The organism is Sorangium sp. So ce124 (assembly GCF_051525235.1).
GTDB classification, from domain to species: Bacteria; Myxococcota_A; Polyangia; order Polyangiales; family Polyangiaceae; genus Sorangium; species Sorangium atrum.
The window spans coordinates 675244-691651 of the sequence record NZ_CP150312.1 but is presented as its reverse complement, the minus strand read 5'-3'; the positions used below and the strand labels follow the sequence as shown (position 1 = coordinate 691651).

The 16408-nt window shown below is 70.6% G+C and carries 16 protein-coding genes and 1 pseudogene; 12 read left to right on the top strand and 5 right to left on the bottom strand.

Annotation, left to right across the window (positions count from 1 at the left end; all coding sequences use genetic code 11):
• The first annotated feature begins 28 nt into the window (after positions 1–28).
• The 5 genes and pseudogenes from WMF19_RS02560 to WMF19_RS02540 all read left to right on the top strand — a co-directional run bounded on the left by WMF19_RS02560 (position 29) and on the right by WMF19_RS02540 (position 4039).
• The gene (locus WMF19_RS02560; protein ID WP_437894432.1) at positions 29–1618 is read left to right on the top strand and encodes an IS1182 family transposase; all 1590 of its coding nucleotides are present in this window, start codon (positions 29–31) and stop codon (positions 1616–1618) included.
• A gap of 505 nt (positions 1619–2123) precedes the next feature.
• A complete protein-coding gene (locus tag WMF19_RS02555; protein ID WP_437897636.1) occupies positions 2124–2333 on the top strand; it encodes a hypothetical protein in 210 nt (69 codons plus the stop codon).
• 838 nt (positions 2334–3171) lie between these two features.
• A pseudogene (locus WMF19_RS02550) lies at positions 3172–3357 on the top strand (hypothetical protein); the annotation flags it as partial.
• 2 nt (positions 3358–3359) lie between these two features.
• Positions 3360–3617, top strand: a complete 258-nt coding sequence (locus tag WMF19_RS02545) for a restriction endonuclease fold toxin (RefSeq protein ID WP_437901588.1) — start codon at positions 3360–3362, stop codon at positions 3615–3617.
• A gap of 56 nt (positions 3618–3673) precedes the next feature.
• Entirely contained in the window at positions 3674–4039 is a 366-nt protein-coding gene (locus WMF19_RS02540; protein ID WP_437897635.1) for a hypothetical protein, read from the top strand.
• A 136-nt stretch (positions 4040–4175) separates the two neighbouring features.
• Here the strand turns inward: WMF19_RS02540 and WMF19_RS02535 are convergent, their stop codons facing one another.
• The gene (locus WMF19_RS02535; protein ID WP_437897634.1) at positions 4176–5570 is read right to left on the bottom strand and encodes a styrene monooxygenase/indole monooxygenase family protein; all 1395 of its coding nucleotides are present in this window, start codon (positions 5568–5570) and stop codon (positions 4176–4178) included.
• A 641-nt stretch (positions 5571–6211) separates the two neighbouring features.
• On the opposite strand from WMF19_RS02535, the gene WMF19_RS02530 reads away from it, so the two are divergent.
• The 4 genes from WMF19_RS02530 to pyrE are packed head-to-tail and all read left to right on the top strand — an operon-like array spanning position 6212 to position 8292.
• Positions 6212–6640, top strand: coding sequence for a bactofilin family protein (locus tag WMF19_RS02530; RefSeq protein WP_272097559.1), 429 nt, complete (start codon positions 6212–6214; stop codon positions 6638–6640).
• A gap of 54 nt (positions 6641–6694) precedes the next feature.
• Positions 6695–7009 (top strand): bactofilin family protein, encoded by a 315-nt coding sequence (locus WMF19_RS02525; RefSeq protein WP_272097558.1) that lies wholly within the window; start codon positions 6695–6697, stop codon positions 7007–7009.
• 3 nt (positions 7010–7012) lie between these two features.
• Entirely contained in the window at positions 7013–7717 is a 705-nt protein-coding gene (locus tag WMF19_RS02520; protein ID WP_437897633.1) for a bactofilin family protein, read from the top strand.
• Positions 7714–8292 (top strand): orotate phosphoribosyltransferase, encoded by a 579-nt coding sequence (gene pyrE / locus WMF19_RS02515; RefSeq protein WP_437327302.1) that lies wholly within the window; start codon positions 7714–7716, stop codon positions 8290–8292. The genes WMF19_RS02520 and pyrE overlap by 4 nt, the downstream gene beginning before the upstream one ends.
• Before the next feature lie 65 nt (positions 8293–8357).
• Here the strand turns inward: pyrE and glyQ are convergent, their stop codons facing one another.
• A complete protein-coding gene (gene glyQ / locus WMF19_RS02510) occupies positions 8358–9305 on the bottom strand; it encodes a glycine--tRNA ligase subunit alpha (protein ID WP_437327301.1) in 948 nt (315 codons plus the stop codon).
• Positions 9306–9558: 253 nt separating this feature from the next.
• On the opposite strand from glyQ, the gene WMF19_RS02505 reads away from it, so the two are divergent.
• A complete protein-coding gene (locus tag WMF19_RS02505; protein WP_437897632.1) occupies positions 9559–10131 on the top strand; it encodes a MarR family winged helix-turn-helix transcriptional regulator in 573 nt (190 codons plus the stop codon).
• 61 nt (positions 10132–10192) lie between these two features.
• The gene (locus WMF19_RS02500) at positions 10193–12022 is read left to right on the top strand and encodes a chloride channel protein (RefSeq protein WP_437901587.1); all 1830 of its coding nucleotides are present in this window, start codon (positions 10193–10195) and stop codon (positions 12020–12022) included.
• Here the strand turns inward: WMF19_RS02500 and WMF19_RS02495 are convergent.
• Positions 12019–13233, bottom strand: a complete 1215-nt coding sequence (locus tag WMF19_RS02495; RefSeq protein ID WP_437897631.1) for a pyridoxal-phosphate-dependent aminotransferase family protein — start codon at positions 13231–13233, stop codon at positions 12019–12021. The two genes, WMF19_RS02500 and WMF19_RS02495, sit on opposite strands and share 4 nt — an antisense overlap.
• A 395-nt stretch (positions 13234–13628) precedes the next feature.
• Complete coding sequence (locus tag WMF19_RS02490) at positions 13629–13886, bottom strand: GlsB/YeaQ/YmgE family stress response membrane protein (protein WP_437327298.1); 258 nt, start codon at positions 13884–13886, stop codon at positions 13629–13631.
• A gap of 435 nt (positions 13887–14321) precedes the next feature.
• Here WMF19_RS02490 and WMF19_RS02485 point away from each other — a divergent pair, with 435 nt between their 5' ends.
• Positions 14322–14621, top strand: a complete 300-nt coding sequence (locus WMF19_RS02485; protein WP_437897630.1) for a CsbD family protein — start codon at positions 14322–14324, stop codon at positions 14619–14621.
• Between the two features lie 225 nt (positions 14622–14846).
• Here WMF19_RS02485 and WMF19_RS02480 read toward each other — a convergent pair whose 3' ends face one another.
• Positions 14847–16214: a sigma 54-interacting transcriptional regulator gene (locus tag WMF19_RS02480; RefSeq protein ID WP_437327296.1), complete on the bottom strand. Its 1368-nt coding sequence runs from the start codon at positions 16212–16214 to the stop codon at positions 14847–14849.
• Positions 16215–16408: the final 194 nt, after the last annotated feature.

The following is a 16408-nucleotide window of genomic DNA, read 5'->3' as shown; positions in this document are numbered from 1 at the left end:
GATCTCGTCCGCGCCTGGAGGTGCACGGATGGAACGATGGTTGCCGCCGGTGGAGCTGTCGCGGCAGGAACAGGCGCTCATGAAACGGTTGACCCGGGTGCGAGCCCTGTTCGGCTTTCTCAGGCTGCACCGGCACGAGCTATTCGACGAGACGTTCCAGGAGCAGTTGGAGAGCATGTACCGGACCACGGGAGCAGGTGAGCCGCCGCATCCGCCGGCGCTGATGTGCATGGTCACGCTGCTCCAAGGCTACGTCGGCGCATCGGATGCCGAGGCGGTGGAGCTGTCGATCGTCGACCTTCGCTGGCAGATGGTGCTCGGCTGCCTGGGGGCGGCCACGCCCGCGTTCGCGCAGGGCGCGCTGCAGGCGTTCCGAGAGCGGATGGTCGAGCATGAGATGGACCGGGTGCTGCTGGAGCGGACCGTGGCGCTCGTTCGGTCGGGCGCGATGACGGCGAGCGAGAAGCGGGCGGTGTCCAAAGCGCTGCGCGTGGCCATCGATAGCCGCCCTTTAGCGGGAGCCGGGCGGGTTGAGGACACGATCAACCTGCTCGGCCATGCAGCACGCAGCATCGTCCGCGTCGTGTCGAAGATCACGGAGCGCCCGCCCGAGGAGATCTGTCGCAAGGCGGGCATCCCGCTGCTTCTGGCTCCCAGCATCAAGGCCGGGCTCGATCTCGATTGGAGCGACCCGAGACAGAAGGCGGCGGCGATTCAGATCCTGGAGCGGCAGGTCTCGTCCCTGCAGCAGTGGGTGGACCGCCATCTGGACGACGTTGTCGAGCAGCCGCTCCGCTTCTATCTGGATGCGGTCACACAGGTTCGGGACCAAGACCTGGAAACGGCTGAGGATGGGACCGTTCGCATCCGTCAAGGTGTTGCAGCTGACCGCCGTGTCTCCATTGAGGACGCCGAGATGCGCCACGGAAGAAAGAGCCGCTCGAAGAGGTTCGATGGCTACAAGGAACATATCGCACGCGACCTGGACCTTCCCGTCATCGTCGCCTGTGCGGTCACGCCAGCGAATCGCCCCGAAGAAGAGGGGGCCGCACCGATCGCCAAGGACATCCAACGTCAGCGGCTGCGCCTCGGCGAGCTCCATATCGATCGCGCCTATGTGAACAGTCCCGTCGTTGACGACGTGATCCGCGACGGTGGCCAGGTGTTCTCGAAGCCTTGGGGACAGCGTGCTCGCAGACCCAACCTGTTCAGCAAGCGCGACTTCAAGATCGACCTGCGCACCAAGACGATCACCTGTCCGGCGGGACAGGTCGAGGTATTCGAGCCGGGCGACACGGTCGAGTTTGATCCTGAGGAGTGCGGCGCGTGCCCCCTCCGAGCTAGGTGCACCCAAGCCGCCTCGGGACGGGGGCGGACCGTGTCCATCGCGGAGGACGAGGCTCTGCAGCGCAAATTCCGGAAGCTGCAGCAGACGGGGGCAGGTCGCGCCGTGCTCCGCCAGCGGGTGGCTGTGGAGCATGCGCTCGCCCACATCGCGGCACGGAAGGGCCACACTGCACGCTACATCGGCGCCAGGAGAAATCTGTTCGACCTCCGGCGCGCAGCAGCGATCCAGAATCTCGAGGCGGCCCAACGCCTGATGCAGCAGGCAGCGTAACCTGCCGTAATTTAATCGTTTTCAATGTGTTCGCCGCTCTAGGGACCGGCCCTACAGGCTCGACCGCAAGGGTTGCTGGCTCTGGCGGTGCAGGAGCTGACGTCACGTTCGAGGATCCGCACGGCAATATTGTTGGGCGCCGAGAGGTGAAGTGCATAGGCGGGAGCTCGCAAGGAGCTTTCAACAAGCAAGTGAGCCATGCTGCAAAAGCTCAAGCCGGCAGCGGCGGAGAAGTATTTGTTCAGGTCAAACATAGCACAAGCCCCGACGACGCAAGCAGAATGGTCGCCCGCTTTCGAGGCTCACGAACCGCAGACGATCTGGCCAAGTACTCCGGCACCAAGCTCGTTATTACAGACACAGACGGGAACACTTTGTACAGTGGACCATTAAGCTGCAACGGTGGACAATGAGCCGTTACGCGTATCTCACATGCGTCGAGTGCAGTGTCGCCCTGTGGCTCGGAAAGGCGATATATAAGGGCGACAGGGTCGATCGATTCCACATGGGCCAGGAGAGCGACCCAGCAAACTCGCTCAACAACAAGCTCAACCGGGTGATATGGAAATTCCTTGCCGACCATGCAGGCCACGCGATTCGCGTAATCGTCGAGGGCGACGCCGATTTTGATAGCATCGGAGACTATCAAGAGATTGGCGGTGACGAGATTGTGAGCATCTCAATTGATGACTATTTAAGCGACTGGACCGGGTGAGGAGAGCATGTACGCGGCCTGCGATTCGCCGACCAGCGACGGCTCCACACCCCCGCCATGCCAAAGAAGTCGCTACTCCTGCACCAGCTTATGAGGCGATCACCTGGTGATGCATGCCGGGAGCTTGGTGACGCATGCTGGGATGTGTTGAGGAGGCATCGGCGCGACGTCCACGCACGGCAGGACCGGACGACCCGTATCGCAGACCGACTCGCTCGGGCGGACACGACGCAGCAGGCTGCGCTACGGATACCGCAGCTCGGGCGCATCGAGATCGCGGCGGACAAGACGTGGCGCAACTTGTTCTATGGCCGCTCGGGCAACCTGATCGGCGACAAGACGCCCGATGGGGCGATCGGCTACGCGCGCGACCGGATGGGGCGGCTGGTCGGCGCCGTGCTGGAGGAGGAGAACGGGCAGCGCATCGAGACGTGGTTCGAGCGCGACGCGTTCGGGCGCGTCGTGTGCGAGCGGCAAGGCGACAGGACGGTGCAGTACGCCTACGATCCGGCCGGCTCGATCACGCGCATGCTCGCGGAGCTCGCGGAGCCCAGCAACTTAGGGCTGCTCGCGGAGGCATCGCGGTCATCAGAGGACTGGATGCAGCCGTCGTGGCAGATCGAGCGCGGCGGCGTTCTGCGCAGGACCGAGACGGCGGCGGCCTACGAGGTCGACGCGCGCGGGCGGCGGACCGCCAAGGTGGAGCTGGCGCGCTACCGCGCGAACCACCCGAACGGCGGGCCTGTGACCGAGCAGGAGCTGACCCGGTACACCTGGGACTGCCGCGACCGGCTGCGCGAGGTGCGCCTGCCGGATGGCACCCGGGTCGTCATGACCTATGACGCCCTCGGACGGCGCGCACGCAAGGAGGTGCTCGGCACCGCCGCGGTCGACCTGCCGCGCGTGGCGGAGTTCGTCTGGGATGGCGATGTGCTGGCGGCCGACGTCGACAGGGAGCGTGCTCACCTATGTCAACGACCACCTCGGCACGCCCAAGGAGCTGCTCGATCCGCGCGGGCTCGTGGCGTGGGCGGCCGCGCACTCGGCCTGGGGCGAGGTCTTGGAGGAGCAGCGCGATCCGCTCAGCGTCCTCAACCACAGGACCACGGTGGGGTCGCCGTTCAGGCTGCTCGAACGGTCCGCCTCGCCGACGACCACGGCAAAAAGCCCGTCTATTGGTTCAAAGAGGAACCGCACCCAGAAGTGCGGAGCTACATCGAAGGCAAGGGCGTCGAAGTACGCGTCGGCCTACCCCCACCGACGCAGGGGAAGTGCTCCTCTTGACACTCAAAGCTCGAACAGGACTGACACGAATCAACAACCGAGCCATCAGGCGCACCATGTCGTATTTTTACTCGGTCCGTGGCTGGCTGGAAGCATCACCCAGCGACTTCCCGAAGATTGTATCCACCATCACCGTCCTTCGCGAGCGGTGGCAGAGCCACGACAAAGAGCGGCTCTACATGAAGGGCTGGTGCTGGAGCGATGAGCCCATCAACTGGACACGGTATCTGTTCTATGGCGCAGATGTCACAGAGGAAGGCCTGACATTGCTCTGCGACACGATCCATGAGATTGCACTCCTGAAGGTCGAAATTTCAGGATATTTCCACGCGCGAGGGGAAGACGGGGAGAACATCATCATTTACAAGGTCGACAATGACGTGTTGACCGAGGAAAGAGTGTCAGCTCAGGGCTCAGCTTGAGAGAGGTGAGCGCTCCACGATTCAGACGAGATCCTTGTTGCAGAGCGCGGGGCGCAAGTCGGGGCCGATCCATTCGACGCGATCCCGCCTCGGCTGGAGCTGCATCGAGAGGGTGGGTGGAGGCGCTCCGCGAGCGCTACGCGAGCGCTCCGCCGGCGTGCACCGGCGCTGTCGGGTGCCCCGGGGGAAGCCCGATGCGCTGCCGCACCTGCGCGACGCCGACGCCCACGCCCCCTGCTGCGAGCGCGAGCGGCCACGGCTTCCCGGTCGTCTGCCGGATGAAGGCGCGCACCCGCCCGACGTCCTCGAGGACCGCCGTCAGCCGCGCCGGATCGTTGAAGTTGTTCACGAAGGCGTTCGCGAGCGCCTGCTGCCCGCTCGTGTTGTCCGCCCGCCCGTCGCTGCCGTATTGCGCCATGAGGAGGTGGGCCATCGGGGGCGACACCCCGGCGAGCAGGATGTTGTTGAACCGGTCGGTGGGCCCGCCGTGCCGCGCGTAGAAGCGATCGAAGGTGCGCGTCATCCATTCGGCGTCGAACGGGCGCTCGCCGTGCTGCACGATGCACTCGACCAGGTTGCGCGCCATCTTGTTGCCGCTGTTGGCGCCCTGGCCGCCGATCGGATCGATCGACATCGCCGTGTCGCCGAGCGGCGTCACGATCCGGCCGGAGGGCAGCCGTCCGACGGGCTTGCGCACCGCGGGGACGACCCGCCCGTTCTGCCATCCGTGTTTGTCCGACAGCTCGGCTCCCCTGAACCACTCGTAGTCCCAGGGGATGAGCTCCTTCACCAGCCCCTTCGCGATCGCGATGATCTCCTCGCCTGACTTCGCGCCCTGGAACCTGTCGAGCGGCCCTCCGGGCACCGCCTCGACGAGACAGTTCCAGCTCGGTCCCACGTCCTTGTGATGGTAGGGCACCCAGAACGCCTCCCCGATGCCCGCGAACAGGTTGAACTTGACCGGCAGCATGGGGATGCCGTCGAACCCGAGCTTCGGGCCGGTCACGCACATCATGACGACGTTGCGCTGCGCCTCCGTGTGGACGCTGCGCGCGGGGTCGCGCTCGAACAGGTTGCACAGATCGCCGCGCCCCGCGGCGACCACGGTGAGGTCGTTCTCCGCGGCGATCGTGTCGAGCCGCGCGATCGTGACGGGCTCGATCACGATCTTGCCGCCCCGCCGCTCGAGCTCGAGCATCCACCGGTGGCTCTGGAGCCGGAGATCGATCGCGAAGAAGTGCTGCTCCAGGCGGCCCGCCAGCGTCAGGAGGCGGTTGCCCGGCGCGGCGCACGCGGTCAGCTGCGCCCCGTGGCCCCGGGGTGCGGCGTCTTCCCAGAAGGCCAGGCCGAGCTCGCGCTCGAACGCGAGCGCCACGTCGAACCGCGCCGCGGTGCCGGTCGGCTTCGACTCGTTGAGCCACTGCTCGGGCGTGCGATCCGAGTAGAGCGTCACCTCGTAGCCGGCCTTCACCAGGCCGTGCGCCGCGAGCAGGCCGGCCTGTCCAGACCCCACGATAGCTATCTTCCGCATGAGGAACCCCCGGGTTGGGTTGGTCTGCGCTCGCCTCACGGGCGACGCGCGCCGAGCCATCCGAGTCGGTTCGCCGCCAGGGCCACAGCGGGCGTCGCGAGCAAGGAAAGCCCAGTCAAGAGAGACCGTATCACCCGAGCCAGCCCCGCAGGAAGCGCCCACCACGCGCGCCCGCGCGCTCCGGCGCCCCGCATCGATTTCCCTTCGCCCTTCCCCCTTCCCCCCTTCCCCTCGCGCCGCGCCTCCCGCCGGAGAGAGCCCTCGGGGGGAGGGGGCGTCGCGCGGGGGGCGAGGGGGAGGGCCCCACGAACCCGAGCGCCGGCCCGCATCGCAGCGACGCCTCATGGACTCGCCAGCTCCGTACAGCAGGCCATTGCCACCAAAAGGCGCGAGTTCGTGGGAGGGCCCCCCTCGCCCCCCGCGCGACGCCCCCTCCCCCCGAGGGCTCCGCTGCAGTCAGTCATGGGGAGGGAGCGCCCCCGCCACCGAGCCCGCCCGCCGGTTGCGAGGCGCAGCCGCTTGGAGTAGCGTCCGCGCCGCCGCGGCCCCGGGCGATCCAGTTCGCCCAGCGCCAGCGGACGAGCCGGGCGTCTGGTGCGCGCCCCGGCTCGCGCGGCTCCCTCCGCGCACAGGAGACGAGAATGGCCCGAGGCTCGACAACGACGCGCAGCGAATCGGACGCTGCCGAATCGCTCATCGGACGGGGCGCCCGCATCCGCGGGCGTGTCCACGGCGACGGCTCGCTCCGGGTCGAGGGGAGCGTCGAGGGGAACATCCAGCTGGCTGGCGACCTGGAGATCGAGGACGGGGCGTCGGTCACCGGGGACGTGGAGGCGAGCTCGCTCGTCGTCTCCGGCCAGCTCACGGGGGACGTGGCGTCGCGCGGCCCCGTCACGATCCGGGCGACCGCGCAGTACGCCGGAAACGTGGGCGGCAGCGAGGTGATCCTCGAGGAAGGCGCGGCGTTCGCCGGCCGCATCGAGGCGGAGTTCGACCTCCCGGCCGAGCTCTCGGAGCGGACGACCGGCGGTCGCGGGCAGGCCCCCCGGCGTGAACCGGCAGGGCGGTAGCGCGCGTTGACGGACGAAGAATCGCGCCGCGAGGGCGCGGCGAGGAGCACGAACGTGGCGGGTACGATCATCGGAAACGGGCTCACGATCGAGGGCGAGATCACCTCCGACGAGGAGGTGATCGTCGCCGGGACGGTGCGCGGAAAGCTCACCGTCGAGGGGCCTCTCACCATCGACGCAGGGGCGCTGGTCGAAGCGGACATCGGGGCGGCGTCGCTCCAGGTGGGCGGCAACGTGACCGGCAACGTCACGGCGGCCGATCGCGTCGATCTCCTCGCCGGCGGGCGCCTCGTCGGCGACGTGAAGGCGTCGCGGCTGACCATCGCGGACGGAGCCTCGTTCAAGGGCAACGTCGACATGGACGTGTAGCCGATGGCCGCCCAGTCCTCGATCGGGCCGACGACGGCCATCCGCGGCAACGTGCAGGGCGACGGGGATCTCGAGATCCTCGGCCGCGTCGAGGGGAGCGTCGTCATGACCGGCGACGTGACCATCGGCGAGGGCGCGCTCATCCAGAGCGACGTCCGCGGGCGGCGCGTCGTCGTCCGCGGCGCCGTCGCCGGGAACATCTCCGGCGACGAGGCCGTGATCCTCGAGCCCGGCGCGCGCGTCGTCGGCGACCTCGGCGCGCCGCAGATCGGCATCCACGCGGGCGCCCTGGTGCGCGGCAACGTCACCACCGGCGCGCCGCTCGCCGCGATCCCCGCCCCCGCCCCGGCGCGGGCCGCCGCCGCTGTACCTGCGCCGCGCGCCGCGGCGGCGCGGCCGGCGCGTGCGCCGGCGGAGCAGCGCGCGCCTGCGCCGCCCGCCCGGCCTGCGCCGCGCGCCGCGCCTGCCCCCGCGCGCCCCGTGCCGGCGCGCCCCGCCCCGGTCGTCGAGGCGAGGCCCGCTCCTGCGCCGGAGCCGCGCCTCGCGCCGGTTCACGACGACGAGGAGGCCGACCTGTCGGCCTCGGCCGCCGGCGAGGGTGACGAGCCCGAGGCGGCCGAGAGCGCCGGCGGGCCGCCGCCGCCCGTGGTCCCCGCGCTCCGGAAGGGCGCCGCGAAGGCCTCGCTGCGCAAGCGGGGCGGCCGGTGAGCGCCGCCGGCGCCTCGGAGCGGGAGCGGCTCGTCGCGCTGCTGCGCGAGCGCTCGTTCGAGCAGAAGCGCGTCGTCCTCGCGTCCGGCCGGGAGAGCGACTTCTTCATCGACTGCAAGCAGTCGGTGCTGACCGCCGAGGGCCACGCCCTCGTCGGCTCGCTCATGTTCGAGGCGCTCGACGCGCTCCCGCGGTGCGAGGCCGTCGCCGGCGTCGAGCTCGGGGGGTGCCCCCTCGCGAGCGCGGTGTCGCTCACGAGCTTCCTGCGCGGCCGCCCCCTCCCCGCGCTCTACGTGCGCAAGGAGGTCAAGGACCACGGCTCGCGGCGCCTCGTCGAGGGCGATCGCGGCCTCGTGCCCGGGATGCCCGTCGCGATCCTCGAGGACGTGATCACGACGGGCGGCTCGACGCTGAAGGCGGTCGAGAAGCTGCGCACCGCGGGCGCCTCGGTGGTCGGCGTGATCGCCCTTGTCGACCGCCTCGAGGGCGGCGCGGAGGCGATCCGCGCGGCGGGGCTGCCGGTCGTCGCCATCTGCACCCGCCACGACTTCATCCCGGACAACCCGCCCGGCTGAGGCCGCGCGACGCGCTGCCCGGCCGAGGCGACGGCGCGCTGCCCGCCGCCTCGGCCTGCTCTGCGCTACTCCGCCGCCTTCGCCTGCTGCTCGCCGAGGAGCGGAAAGCCGAGCGCCTCTCGCTGCGCGACGTACGTCTCGGCGACCGCCTTCGCGAGCGCGCGGACCCGGCCGATGAAGCGCTGCCGCTCGGTGACGCTGATCGCGCCCCGCGCGTCGAGGACGTTGAAGCGGTGTGCCGCCTTCACGACGAAATCGTAGGCCGGGAGCACCAGCGCCTTCTTCGGATCGATCGCCGCCCCCTTCGCCGCCGGATCCGCGCCCCGGTACAGGAGCCGCTTCACCTCGGCCTCGCAGACATCGAACGCCGCGAAGTGCTCGGCGATGTCGGCCTCCTCGAAGTTGTAGGTCGACCACTCCCACTCGGCGCGCTGGTAGATGTCCCCGTAGCGCACGATCTTCCCGCCGCGGTCCGAGTAGACGACGTCGTAGATGCTGTCCTTGTCCTGCAGGTACATCGCGATCCGCTCGAGCCCGTAGGTGAGCTCGCCGGAGACGGGGCGGCAGTCGATCCCGCCGATCTGCTGGAAGTAGGTGAACTGCGAGATCTCGAGCCCGTCGATCCACACCTGCCAGCCGAGCCCCCACGCCCCGAGCGTCGGCGACTCCCAGTCGTCCTCGAGGAACCGGACGTCGTGATCGAGCGGGTTCGTGCCGATCGCCCGCAGCGACTCCAGGTAGAGGTCCTGGATGTCGATCGGGCTCGGCTTGAGGATCACCTGGAACTGGTGAAACTGCTGCATACGGTTCGGGTTCTCCCCGTACCGACCGTCCGCGGGCCGCCGGGAAGGCTCGACGAAGGCCACATTCCAGGGCTCGGGGCCGAGCGCGCGCAGGAACGTCGCCGGGTTGAAGGTGCCGGCGCCGACCTCCGAGTTGTACGGCTGCACGATGAGGCAGCCGCGATCGGCCCAGAACTTCTGCAGGGTGAGAATGAGGTCTTGGAAGGTCATGGGAGGGCCGGTTCTTAGCCTGGATCGCCCGCGCAGGCGACGCCCCGCGTAGCGTCGCCCGCACGGTCCGCCCGGCGCGCTGCCCCCGGGCCGGCGCGCCGCGCGCGGGATACCGCGCCGGCGCCCCGCCGCCATTCCACCGCCGCCGGCGATCACCCCGTCGAGGACGGCCCGCCTCGATCCGCCCGAGCCCCTGGAGGTCCGCAGACTGCTTGCGGTTGACCGGCGAGCGGCGTAGGTTCCCCGCAAATCTATGGGATCCCATGGTTCTTCGACGGCGCGCCGGAAGAGCCCCGCGCGGCCGGCCCCCGGCGGGCCCGACGCGCAGCGGGTCATGGATGCGATCCGCGCGATCGTGCAGCGCCTGCGCGTCTCGTCGCGCGCGTGCGAGCGGCAGCTCGGGCTGAGCAGCGCGCAGCTGTTCGTGCTGCAGCAGCTCGATCAGGCCGCCGCGTCCTCGATCGCCGAGCTCGCGCAGCGCACGCTGACGCACCAGAGCTCGGTGTCGGTCGTGGTGACGCGCCTCGCCGAGCGAGGGCTGGTCACCCGGCGCGCCTCGCCCGAGGACGCGCGCCGGACCGAGATCTCGCTCACCCCTGCCGGCCGCGCTCTGCTCCGCCGCGCGCCCCGCACGGCGCAGGCCGAGCTCGTCGCCGCCGTCGACCGCATGCCCGCCGACGAGCGCTGCGCGCTCGCGCAGAGCCTCACCACCCTCGCCCGGGCGCTCGGCGCCGGCGACGAGGCCCCCCCGCTGTTCTTCGAAGGCGAGGAGACCCCCGCCAAAGCCGAAACCGAAGCCGAAGCGACTCACCGCGAGGAGAGCTGAATTGTCCAGATTGAACGCCCCACCCCCACCAGTCACCGAGAGCATCCCGGTCGCCCCCTCGATGGGCCCGACCCTCGAGGACCTCCGCGTCCCCGCGCCCGGCGCCGCCGTCGATCGGCGGGTCGTCCTCGTCAGCGGCCTCGCGATCGCGCTCGGCGCCGTGGCCTTCCTCGCGGCGGAGCTGCTCACCGCGCTCATCGCCATCATCACGAACCTCGCGTTCTTCGGCCGGCTGTCCGCCGCCCCCGCGTCGCCCGCCGAGCACAACCTCGGCCTCCTCGTGCTCGTCGTGCCGATCGCCGGCGCGCTCGTCGTCGGCGTGATGGCGCGCTACGGCTCCCAGGCGATCCGCGGCCACGGGATCCCGGAGGCGATGGAGCAGGTGCTGTTCAACCAGAGCCGCATCCCGCCGCGGATGACGCTGCTCAAGCCGCTCTCCGCGGCCATCGCCATCGGCACCGGCGGTCCGTTCGGCGCCGAGGGCCCCATCATCGCGACCGGCGGCGCGCTCGGCTCGCTGGTCGGGCAGCTGCTGCGGATCACGGCGGACGAGCGCAAGACGCTGCTCGCCGCGGGCGCGGCGGCGGGCATGTCGGCGACCTTCGGCAGCCCGGTGGCGGCCGTGCTGCTCGCGATCGAGCTCCTCCTCTTCGAGTACCGCCCGCGCTCGGTGATCCCCGTCGCCCTCGCCGCGACCACGGCGACCGCGGCCCGCCTGGCCGCAGGCCACACCGCGCCCGCGTTCGAGATGCCGGCCGTGGCGCCGTCGACCGGCCCCGCGCTCGCCTTCTACATCGTGCTCGGCGCGGCGCTCGGCCTCGCGGCGATGCTCGCGACCCGCGCGATCTACGCGATCGAGGAGGCGTTCGAGCGGCTGCCGCTCCACTGGATGTGGTGGCCGGCGATCGGCGCCGTCGCGATCGGCGTCGTGGGCGCCTTCGCGCCGCGGACGCTGGGGGTCGGGTACAGCAACATCGACGACATCCTGAGCGGTCGCCTGGCGCTCGCCGCGCTCGTGTCGCTCTCGCTGTTCAAGTTCATCTCCTGGTCGATCGCGCTCGGCAGCGGCACCTCGGGCGGGACGCTCGCGCCGCTCTTCACCATCGGCGGCGGGCTCGGCGCGATCCTCGGCCTGGCCGCGGCCGCGCTCCTCCCCGGGCTCGGCGTGGACCCTCGCGTCGCCGGGCTCGTCGGGATGGCGGCGATCTTCGCGGGCGCGTCCCGGGCGCTCCTCGCGTCCGTCGTCTTCGCCTTCGAGACGACCCGGCAGCCCATGGGGCTGCTGCCGCTGCTCGGCGGCTGCAGCGCGGCCTTCCTCGTCTCCAGCCTGCTGATGCGGCACTCCATCATGACGGAGAAGATCGCCCGCCGCGGCGCGCGCGTGACGGTCGAGTACGCGGCCGATCACCTGGCGCAGATCACCGCGGGCGAGGCCGCCTCGCGCCCCGCCGTGACGCTCGCCGCCGAAGATACGGTCGAGACGGCCCGCGCCTTTCTGCTGTCGCAGGCGGCGGGCTCCCGCCACCAGGGCTTCCCGGTCGTGGACGGCCGAGGGGAGCTCGTCGGTGTGGTCACCCAGCGCGACGTGCTCACCGAGCAGGCCGGTACCATCTCGATCCGCCACCTGGTCCGGCGGCCGCCCGCCGTGGTGTTCGAGGACAGCTCCCTGCGCGAAGCCGCCGATCACATGGTCACCGAGGGCGTGGGGAGGCTCCCTGTCGTGTCCAGGCAGGCCCCCCGCAAGGTCCTCGGGATCCTGACGCGCAGCGACCTGCTCGACGCGCATCGGAGCCGGATCGACGCCGGCAAGCGCCGCGAGCAAGCCCTCGTCGCCGCGACGCGGCGCGGAGGTCCGGCCATCCAGGACCGCGCCTCCGTCGGGCAGAGCTAGTCGACGAAGTACTCGCGATCCCCCGCCAGACCCTGCTCGAGCGCGGCCATTCCCTTGGCGACGTCGAGCTTCACGCCCTCTCGCTGGAAGCTCATGCCCATCGCGTAGAGCGTCTTGAACAGGTTGTGCGAGCGGCACTGCTCGCCCATCTGGCCCACACGCACGATGTTGAGGCCGAAGGCGCCCGAGATCTCGACGCGGAAGGCCTTGGTCATGTACTCGCGGATCCGCGCGCTATCGACGCCGGTCGGCAGCTTGATGGCGAGCACGCTGTTGAGGCGCACGTCCTTCGACGCGAACAGCTCGAGCCCCATGGCCTCGATGCCCGCCTGCATGGCCAGAGAGCTCATCTCGTGGCGACGGAACCGCCGCTCGAGCGTCTCCTCGCAGACGAGGCGCAGCGCCTCGTGCAGCGCGAGCACACCCGGTACCGGCGCCGTGTAGTGGTACTGCTGGTAGCCCCAGAACCGCTGCGCGCGCGTGGCGTCGTAGCACCAGTGCGGGCGCGGCAGGGGGCGCTCCTCGACGACCTTCCACGCGTCCTGCGAGAACGCGCAGGCCGAGACGCCCGGGATCGACGACAGCGCCTTCTGCCCGCCGACGATGCCGACGTCGATGCCCCACTCGTCCATGTGCACAGGCATGGCCGTGAGCGTGACCACCGCGTCGACGATCGTGAGGGCGCCCTGCGTCTTCGCGAGCCTGCAGATCTCCGGCATCTCGACCATGCGGACGCCGCAGGACGTCTCGCCGTGCGCCATCGTGACCACGTCGTAGCGCTGCTTCTTCAGCGCCTCCCGCACGTCCGCGAGCGACACGGGCCGCCCCGGCGGCCCCTCGAGGAAGGTGACGTCGGCGCCCACGCCGAGCGCCATCTCGCCGAGGCGCCCGCTGAACGTCCCCACCTTCAGGCAAAGGACCTTCCGCCCGGGCCAGCACAGGTTCGCCACGGCCATCTCCATCGCCGCGGACGCGGGCCCGGCGATGCCGAGGATCTTGTCGCTGCGCGTCTGGAACGCATAGGCCGCCATGTACTTCACGTTCTGGATGACGCGGTCCATGGTGGGGCCGAGGTGATTGATGATGACCCCGTTCGCCTGGGCCACCGCCTGCGGGATGGGCACCGGACCGGCGCCCATGAGCAGCAGCGGCTCGGACGGCAGGATCGCGGCGAGGGGCGTGATCGGCGGGGGCAGGATCGAGAACGACATGGCCAGGACCTTGGGCAAAAGCGCGGAGCCCGCTAGCAAGCCCAAAGCCTCCTGCGGCGTCAAGCGTTACCCGGCGAGCGGGCGCGGCGCCGGCGGAATCGCGGCGCCGGCGCCGGACCGAGCGCGACAGACCGCCGAAGGCCCTGCTCGTCGTACGACCCTGGGGGTGAGCCGTGCGACGAGCAGGGCCCCTCAGCCTGCCGAGCGCGAGGAGAGCGCGCGCCGCCTGCGCCGAGCTCTCGCTCACGGACCGCAGCGCCTCCTCCGCGCCTCCTGCTCGCGGCCCGAGGTGCTCCCGCGCGTTACAGATCGCGGGAGCGGTTCGGGAGCTCCTTCCTCCAGCGCCGTGGGCCGGTATCGGGCGTGGCGCCTCGAGAGGGGATCGCTCGGCCGGCTCATACCACCGTACGGCGCCGCGCGATCGCCTGATAGCCGGCGGTCAGCAGGATGGCGCCGATGAGGGACATGAAGAAGCCGGCCGGCTCACCCTCACGGTACATGAACAGCATGCGGCCGAGCAGCCCGCCGATGAAGGAGCCGACCACGCCGATGATCATCGAGACGACCCACCCGCCCGGCTCACGTCCAGGAACGATGAGGCGCGCCAGAGCACCGACGACGAGGCCAAACAGGAGAAAGAGGATGAATGACATGATGAACCTCCCAGAAAGGAGCGAAGCGCTCCTCGTTGCTATGCAGGCTGTTCAGCAAACGCCGCGCCATGCCGTGGAGTCCCGGCTCTCCACAGACGCGCAGCCGAGCTGAACGCTGCGGACAGAGCGCTCGCGTCACCGCGATCCAGCGCGAAATCCGACCGCAGCGCGGTGCGGCCCCCAGGAGCGCGGGGATCGTCCGGTCGGACCGTGGGACTGCTTGCTTGGCCGCCGCGTGGCGTATTGCCTCAGACGAGCCGAGAGACAGAGCGCGGGCGAGGTAGCCTGCCCCAATCCCCCTTCCACGTCCTCGAAAAGACCGTTTGCCCTGCGATGGCGCACCGGTTGCTACATCCGGAGGTTGCCAATGCCAGGTCAACGGCGGCGGCGCGCCGCAGAGAGGCTCTGCGGAGGCCACGCCACGAGGAGGAAGCAATGAGCAACACGAGCGATCGCAATGAGGGGGCCGCCGAGGAGCTGGGCGGCAGGATCAAGAAGGGCCTCGGTCAGCTGCTCGGCGACGAGCAGATGGAAGCGGAGGGCCGCGCCAAGGAGCTCCGAGGAAAGGTGCAAAAGGAGGAGGCCAAGGCGGAGGAGCGCGCGAAGGGAGCGCTCGAGGAGGCCGCCGGCGCGATCAAGAACCGAGTCGGCAAGCTGGTCGACAATGAGCAGATGGCCGCCGAAGGGAAGGCCAAGGAGCTCAAGGGAGAGAACCGGCAGAAGGCCAATCAGTAAAACCAGCGAGAGGGCGCGCCCTGGCGCTGCCCTCGGGGGTCAGGCGGGGTAGGCCGCCTCCGGCGCCGCGCTACAGACGCGAGCGCGGTCGCCTCCGGCGCCGCGCTACAGACGCGAGCGCGGTCGCCTCCGGCGCCGCGCTACAGACGCGAGCGCGGTCGCCTCCGGCGCCGCGCTACAGGCGAGAGCGCGGCCGCCTCCGGCGCTGCCCCGCGGGCCCGGCGGTCACGCCTCCGTGGCCGAGACGCCGTGCCGCTGGAGGAGCTCGCGCAGGTGGCTGCGGTCCATCCGCGCCGCGCGGGCGGCGCGCGACAGATTGCCGCCGTTCGCGCGCACGAGCGCCGTGAGGAACGTGCGCTCCCAGCGCGCCACGGCGCGCTCCTTCGCCTCGCGGAACGACAGGCTGAGCTCGTCGTCCCGGGGCACCGGGAGCGCGGGAGAGCCGCTCTCCGCCCCCTCGGAGCCCATCACGGCTTCGCGGAACAGCGCGGGATCGATCATGAGCACCGCGCGCTCCACCGCGCCGCGGAGCTCGCGCACGTTGCCCGGCCAGTCCTGCCGCATGAAGGCCTCGAGCAGCTCGCCCGGGGGGCTCTGGTCCTGCCCCTGCGCGAGCTGCCGGTAGAAATGCGCCGTGAGCAGCGCGATGTCGTCGGGGCGCTCGCGCAGCGCGGGGACGCGGAGGCGGACGATGTTGAGCCGGTAGTACAGATCCGACCGGAAATTTCCGCGGTTCACCTCCTGGCGGAGATCGCGGTTGGTCGTCGCGATGACCCGGATATCGAGCTTGGTCGGCTCGATCGTGCCGATGCGCCGGATCTGCCGCTCCTCGAGCACGCGCAGGAGCTTCGGCTGCATGTCGAGGGGGAGCTCGCCCATCTCGTCGAGCAGCACGGTGCCGCCCCGCGCCGCCTCGAAGGCGCCGGCGCGCGCCGCCTGGGCGCCCGTGAACGCCCCCTTCGCGTGCCCGAAGAGCTCGGCCTCGATGAGCGTCGGCGGGATGGATCCGCAGTCGATCACGACGAACGGCCCCCCCGCGCGCGGGCTGCTCTCGTGGATCGCCTCGGCGAGCAGGCCCTTGCCCGTGCCCGTCTCGCCCTCGATCAGCACCGTCGAGTCCGACGCGGCGATCCGCGGCAGCGCCCCGAAGATGCGGCGCATCGCGGCGCTCTGCCCGAGCACCCGGCCGTACCGCTCCTCGTCGCCGAGCGGCTCGCGGATCTCCTCGGCCAGCGGCTCGAAGCGGAGCGTGGACTGCCCGACCCCGAGCGAGGCGCCCGGCAGGAGATAGGCCGCCTCGACGCGGAAGCCGGAGAGGGTCGTGCCGTTCTTGCTGCCGAGATCGCGGAGCAAGAACCCGCGCGGGGTGACCGAGATCACGCAATGGTGCCGCGACACCGCCCGGTCGGTCAGGATGAGCTGGTTGCCAGGCGCCGTGCCGATCACGAACTCCGTCGCGTCCGACGTCTGGGACGCCCCGGCGTCCGGGCCCGCGGTCACCTGAACGCGGAAGCGGCTGAACGCGATCTCCTTGGAGCGGACCTTGAGGAGCGCCGTCTCGGCGCTCGGGTGGATCTTCGGCTCGGACGCCATTTCGCCAGTCTACCACAGGGAGCGCGGCGCGAGATCGCCCGCCGGTCCGCTCGCCCCGACGCGCGCAGCGGCGCCGCGTGGCGCTGGCGTCAGCGCGTCACCGCGTCAGGCCGTCAGCGCCGCGCCCCAGCGGCTCGCCCCGGGAGAGCCATGGCTCGCTGCCGTCAGGGCCTTTGAACCCGTGACGATAACGT

Excerpts from the sequence above, each read along its gene's own strand:
- WMF19_RS02555 (WP_437897636.1), top strand. The coding sequence starts at position 2,124 with ATGGGCCAGGAGAGCGACCCAGCAAACTCGCTCAACAACAAGCTCAAC.
- WMF19_RS02500 (WP_437901587.1), top strand. The coding sequence starts at position 10,193 with ATGGGCCCGACCCTCGAGGACCTCCGCGTCCCCGCGCCCGGCGCCGCC.
- WMF19_RS02540 (WP_437897635.1), top strand. The coding sequence starts at position 3,674 with ATGTCGTATTTTTACTCGGTCCGTGGCTGGCTGGAAGCATCACCCAGC.
- WMF19_RS02485 (WP_437897630.1), top strand. The coding sequence starts at position 14,322 with ATGAGCAACACGAGCGATCGCAATGAGGGGGCCGCCGAGGAGCTGGGC.
- WMF19_RS02520 (WP_437897633.1), top strand. The coding sequence starts at position 7,013 with ATGGCCGCCCAGTCCTCGATCGGGCCGACGACGGCCATCCGCGGCAAC.
- glyQ (WP_437327301.1), bottom strand. The coding sequence starts at position 9,305 with ATGACCTTCCAAGACCTCATTCTCACCCTGCAGAAGTTCTGGGCCGAT.
- WMF19_RS02505 (WP_437897632.1), top strand. The coding sequence starts at position 9,559 with ATGGGATCCCATGGTTCTTCGACGGCGCGCCGGAAGAGCCCCGCGCGG.
- WMF19_RS02495 (WP_437897631.1), bottom strand. The coding sequence starts at position 13,233 with ATGTCGTTCTCGATCCTGCCCCCGCCGATCACGCCCCTCGCCGCGATC.
- WMF19_RS02490 (WP_437327298.1), bottom strand. The coding sequence starts at position 13,886 with ATGTCATTCATCCTCTTTCTCCTGTTTGGCCTCGTCGTCGGTGCTCTG.
- WMF19_RS02480 (WP_437327296.1), bottom strand. The coding sequence starts at position 16,214 with ATGGCGTCCGAGCCGAAGATCCACCCGAGCGCCGAGACGGCGCTCCTC.
- WMF19_RS02560 (WP_437894432.1), top strand. The coding sequence starts at position 29 with ATGGAACGATGGTTGCCGCCGGTGGAGCTGTCGCGGCAGGAACAGGCG.
- WMF19_RS02530 (WP_272097559.1), top strand. The coding sequence starts at position 6,212 with ATGGCCCGAGGCTCGACAACGACGCGCAGCGAATCGGACGCTGCCGAA.
- WMF19_RS02535 (WP_437897634.1), bottom strand. The coding sequence starts at position 5,570 with ATGCGGAAGATAGCTATCGTGGGGTCTGGACAGGCCGGCCTGCTCGCG.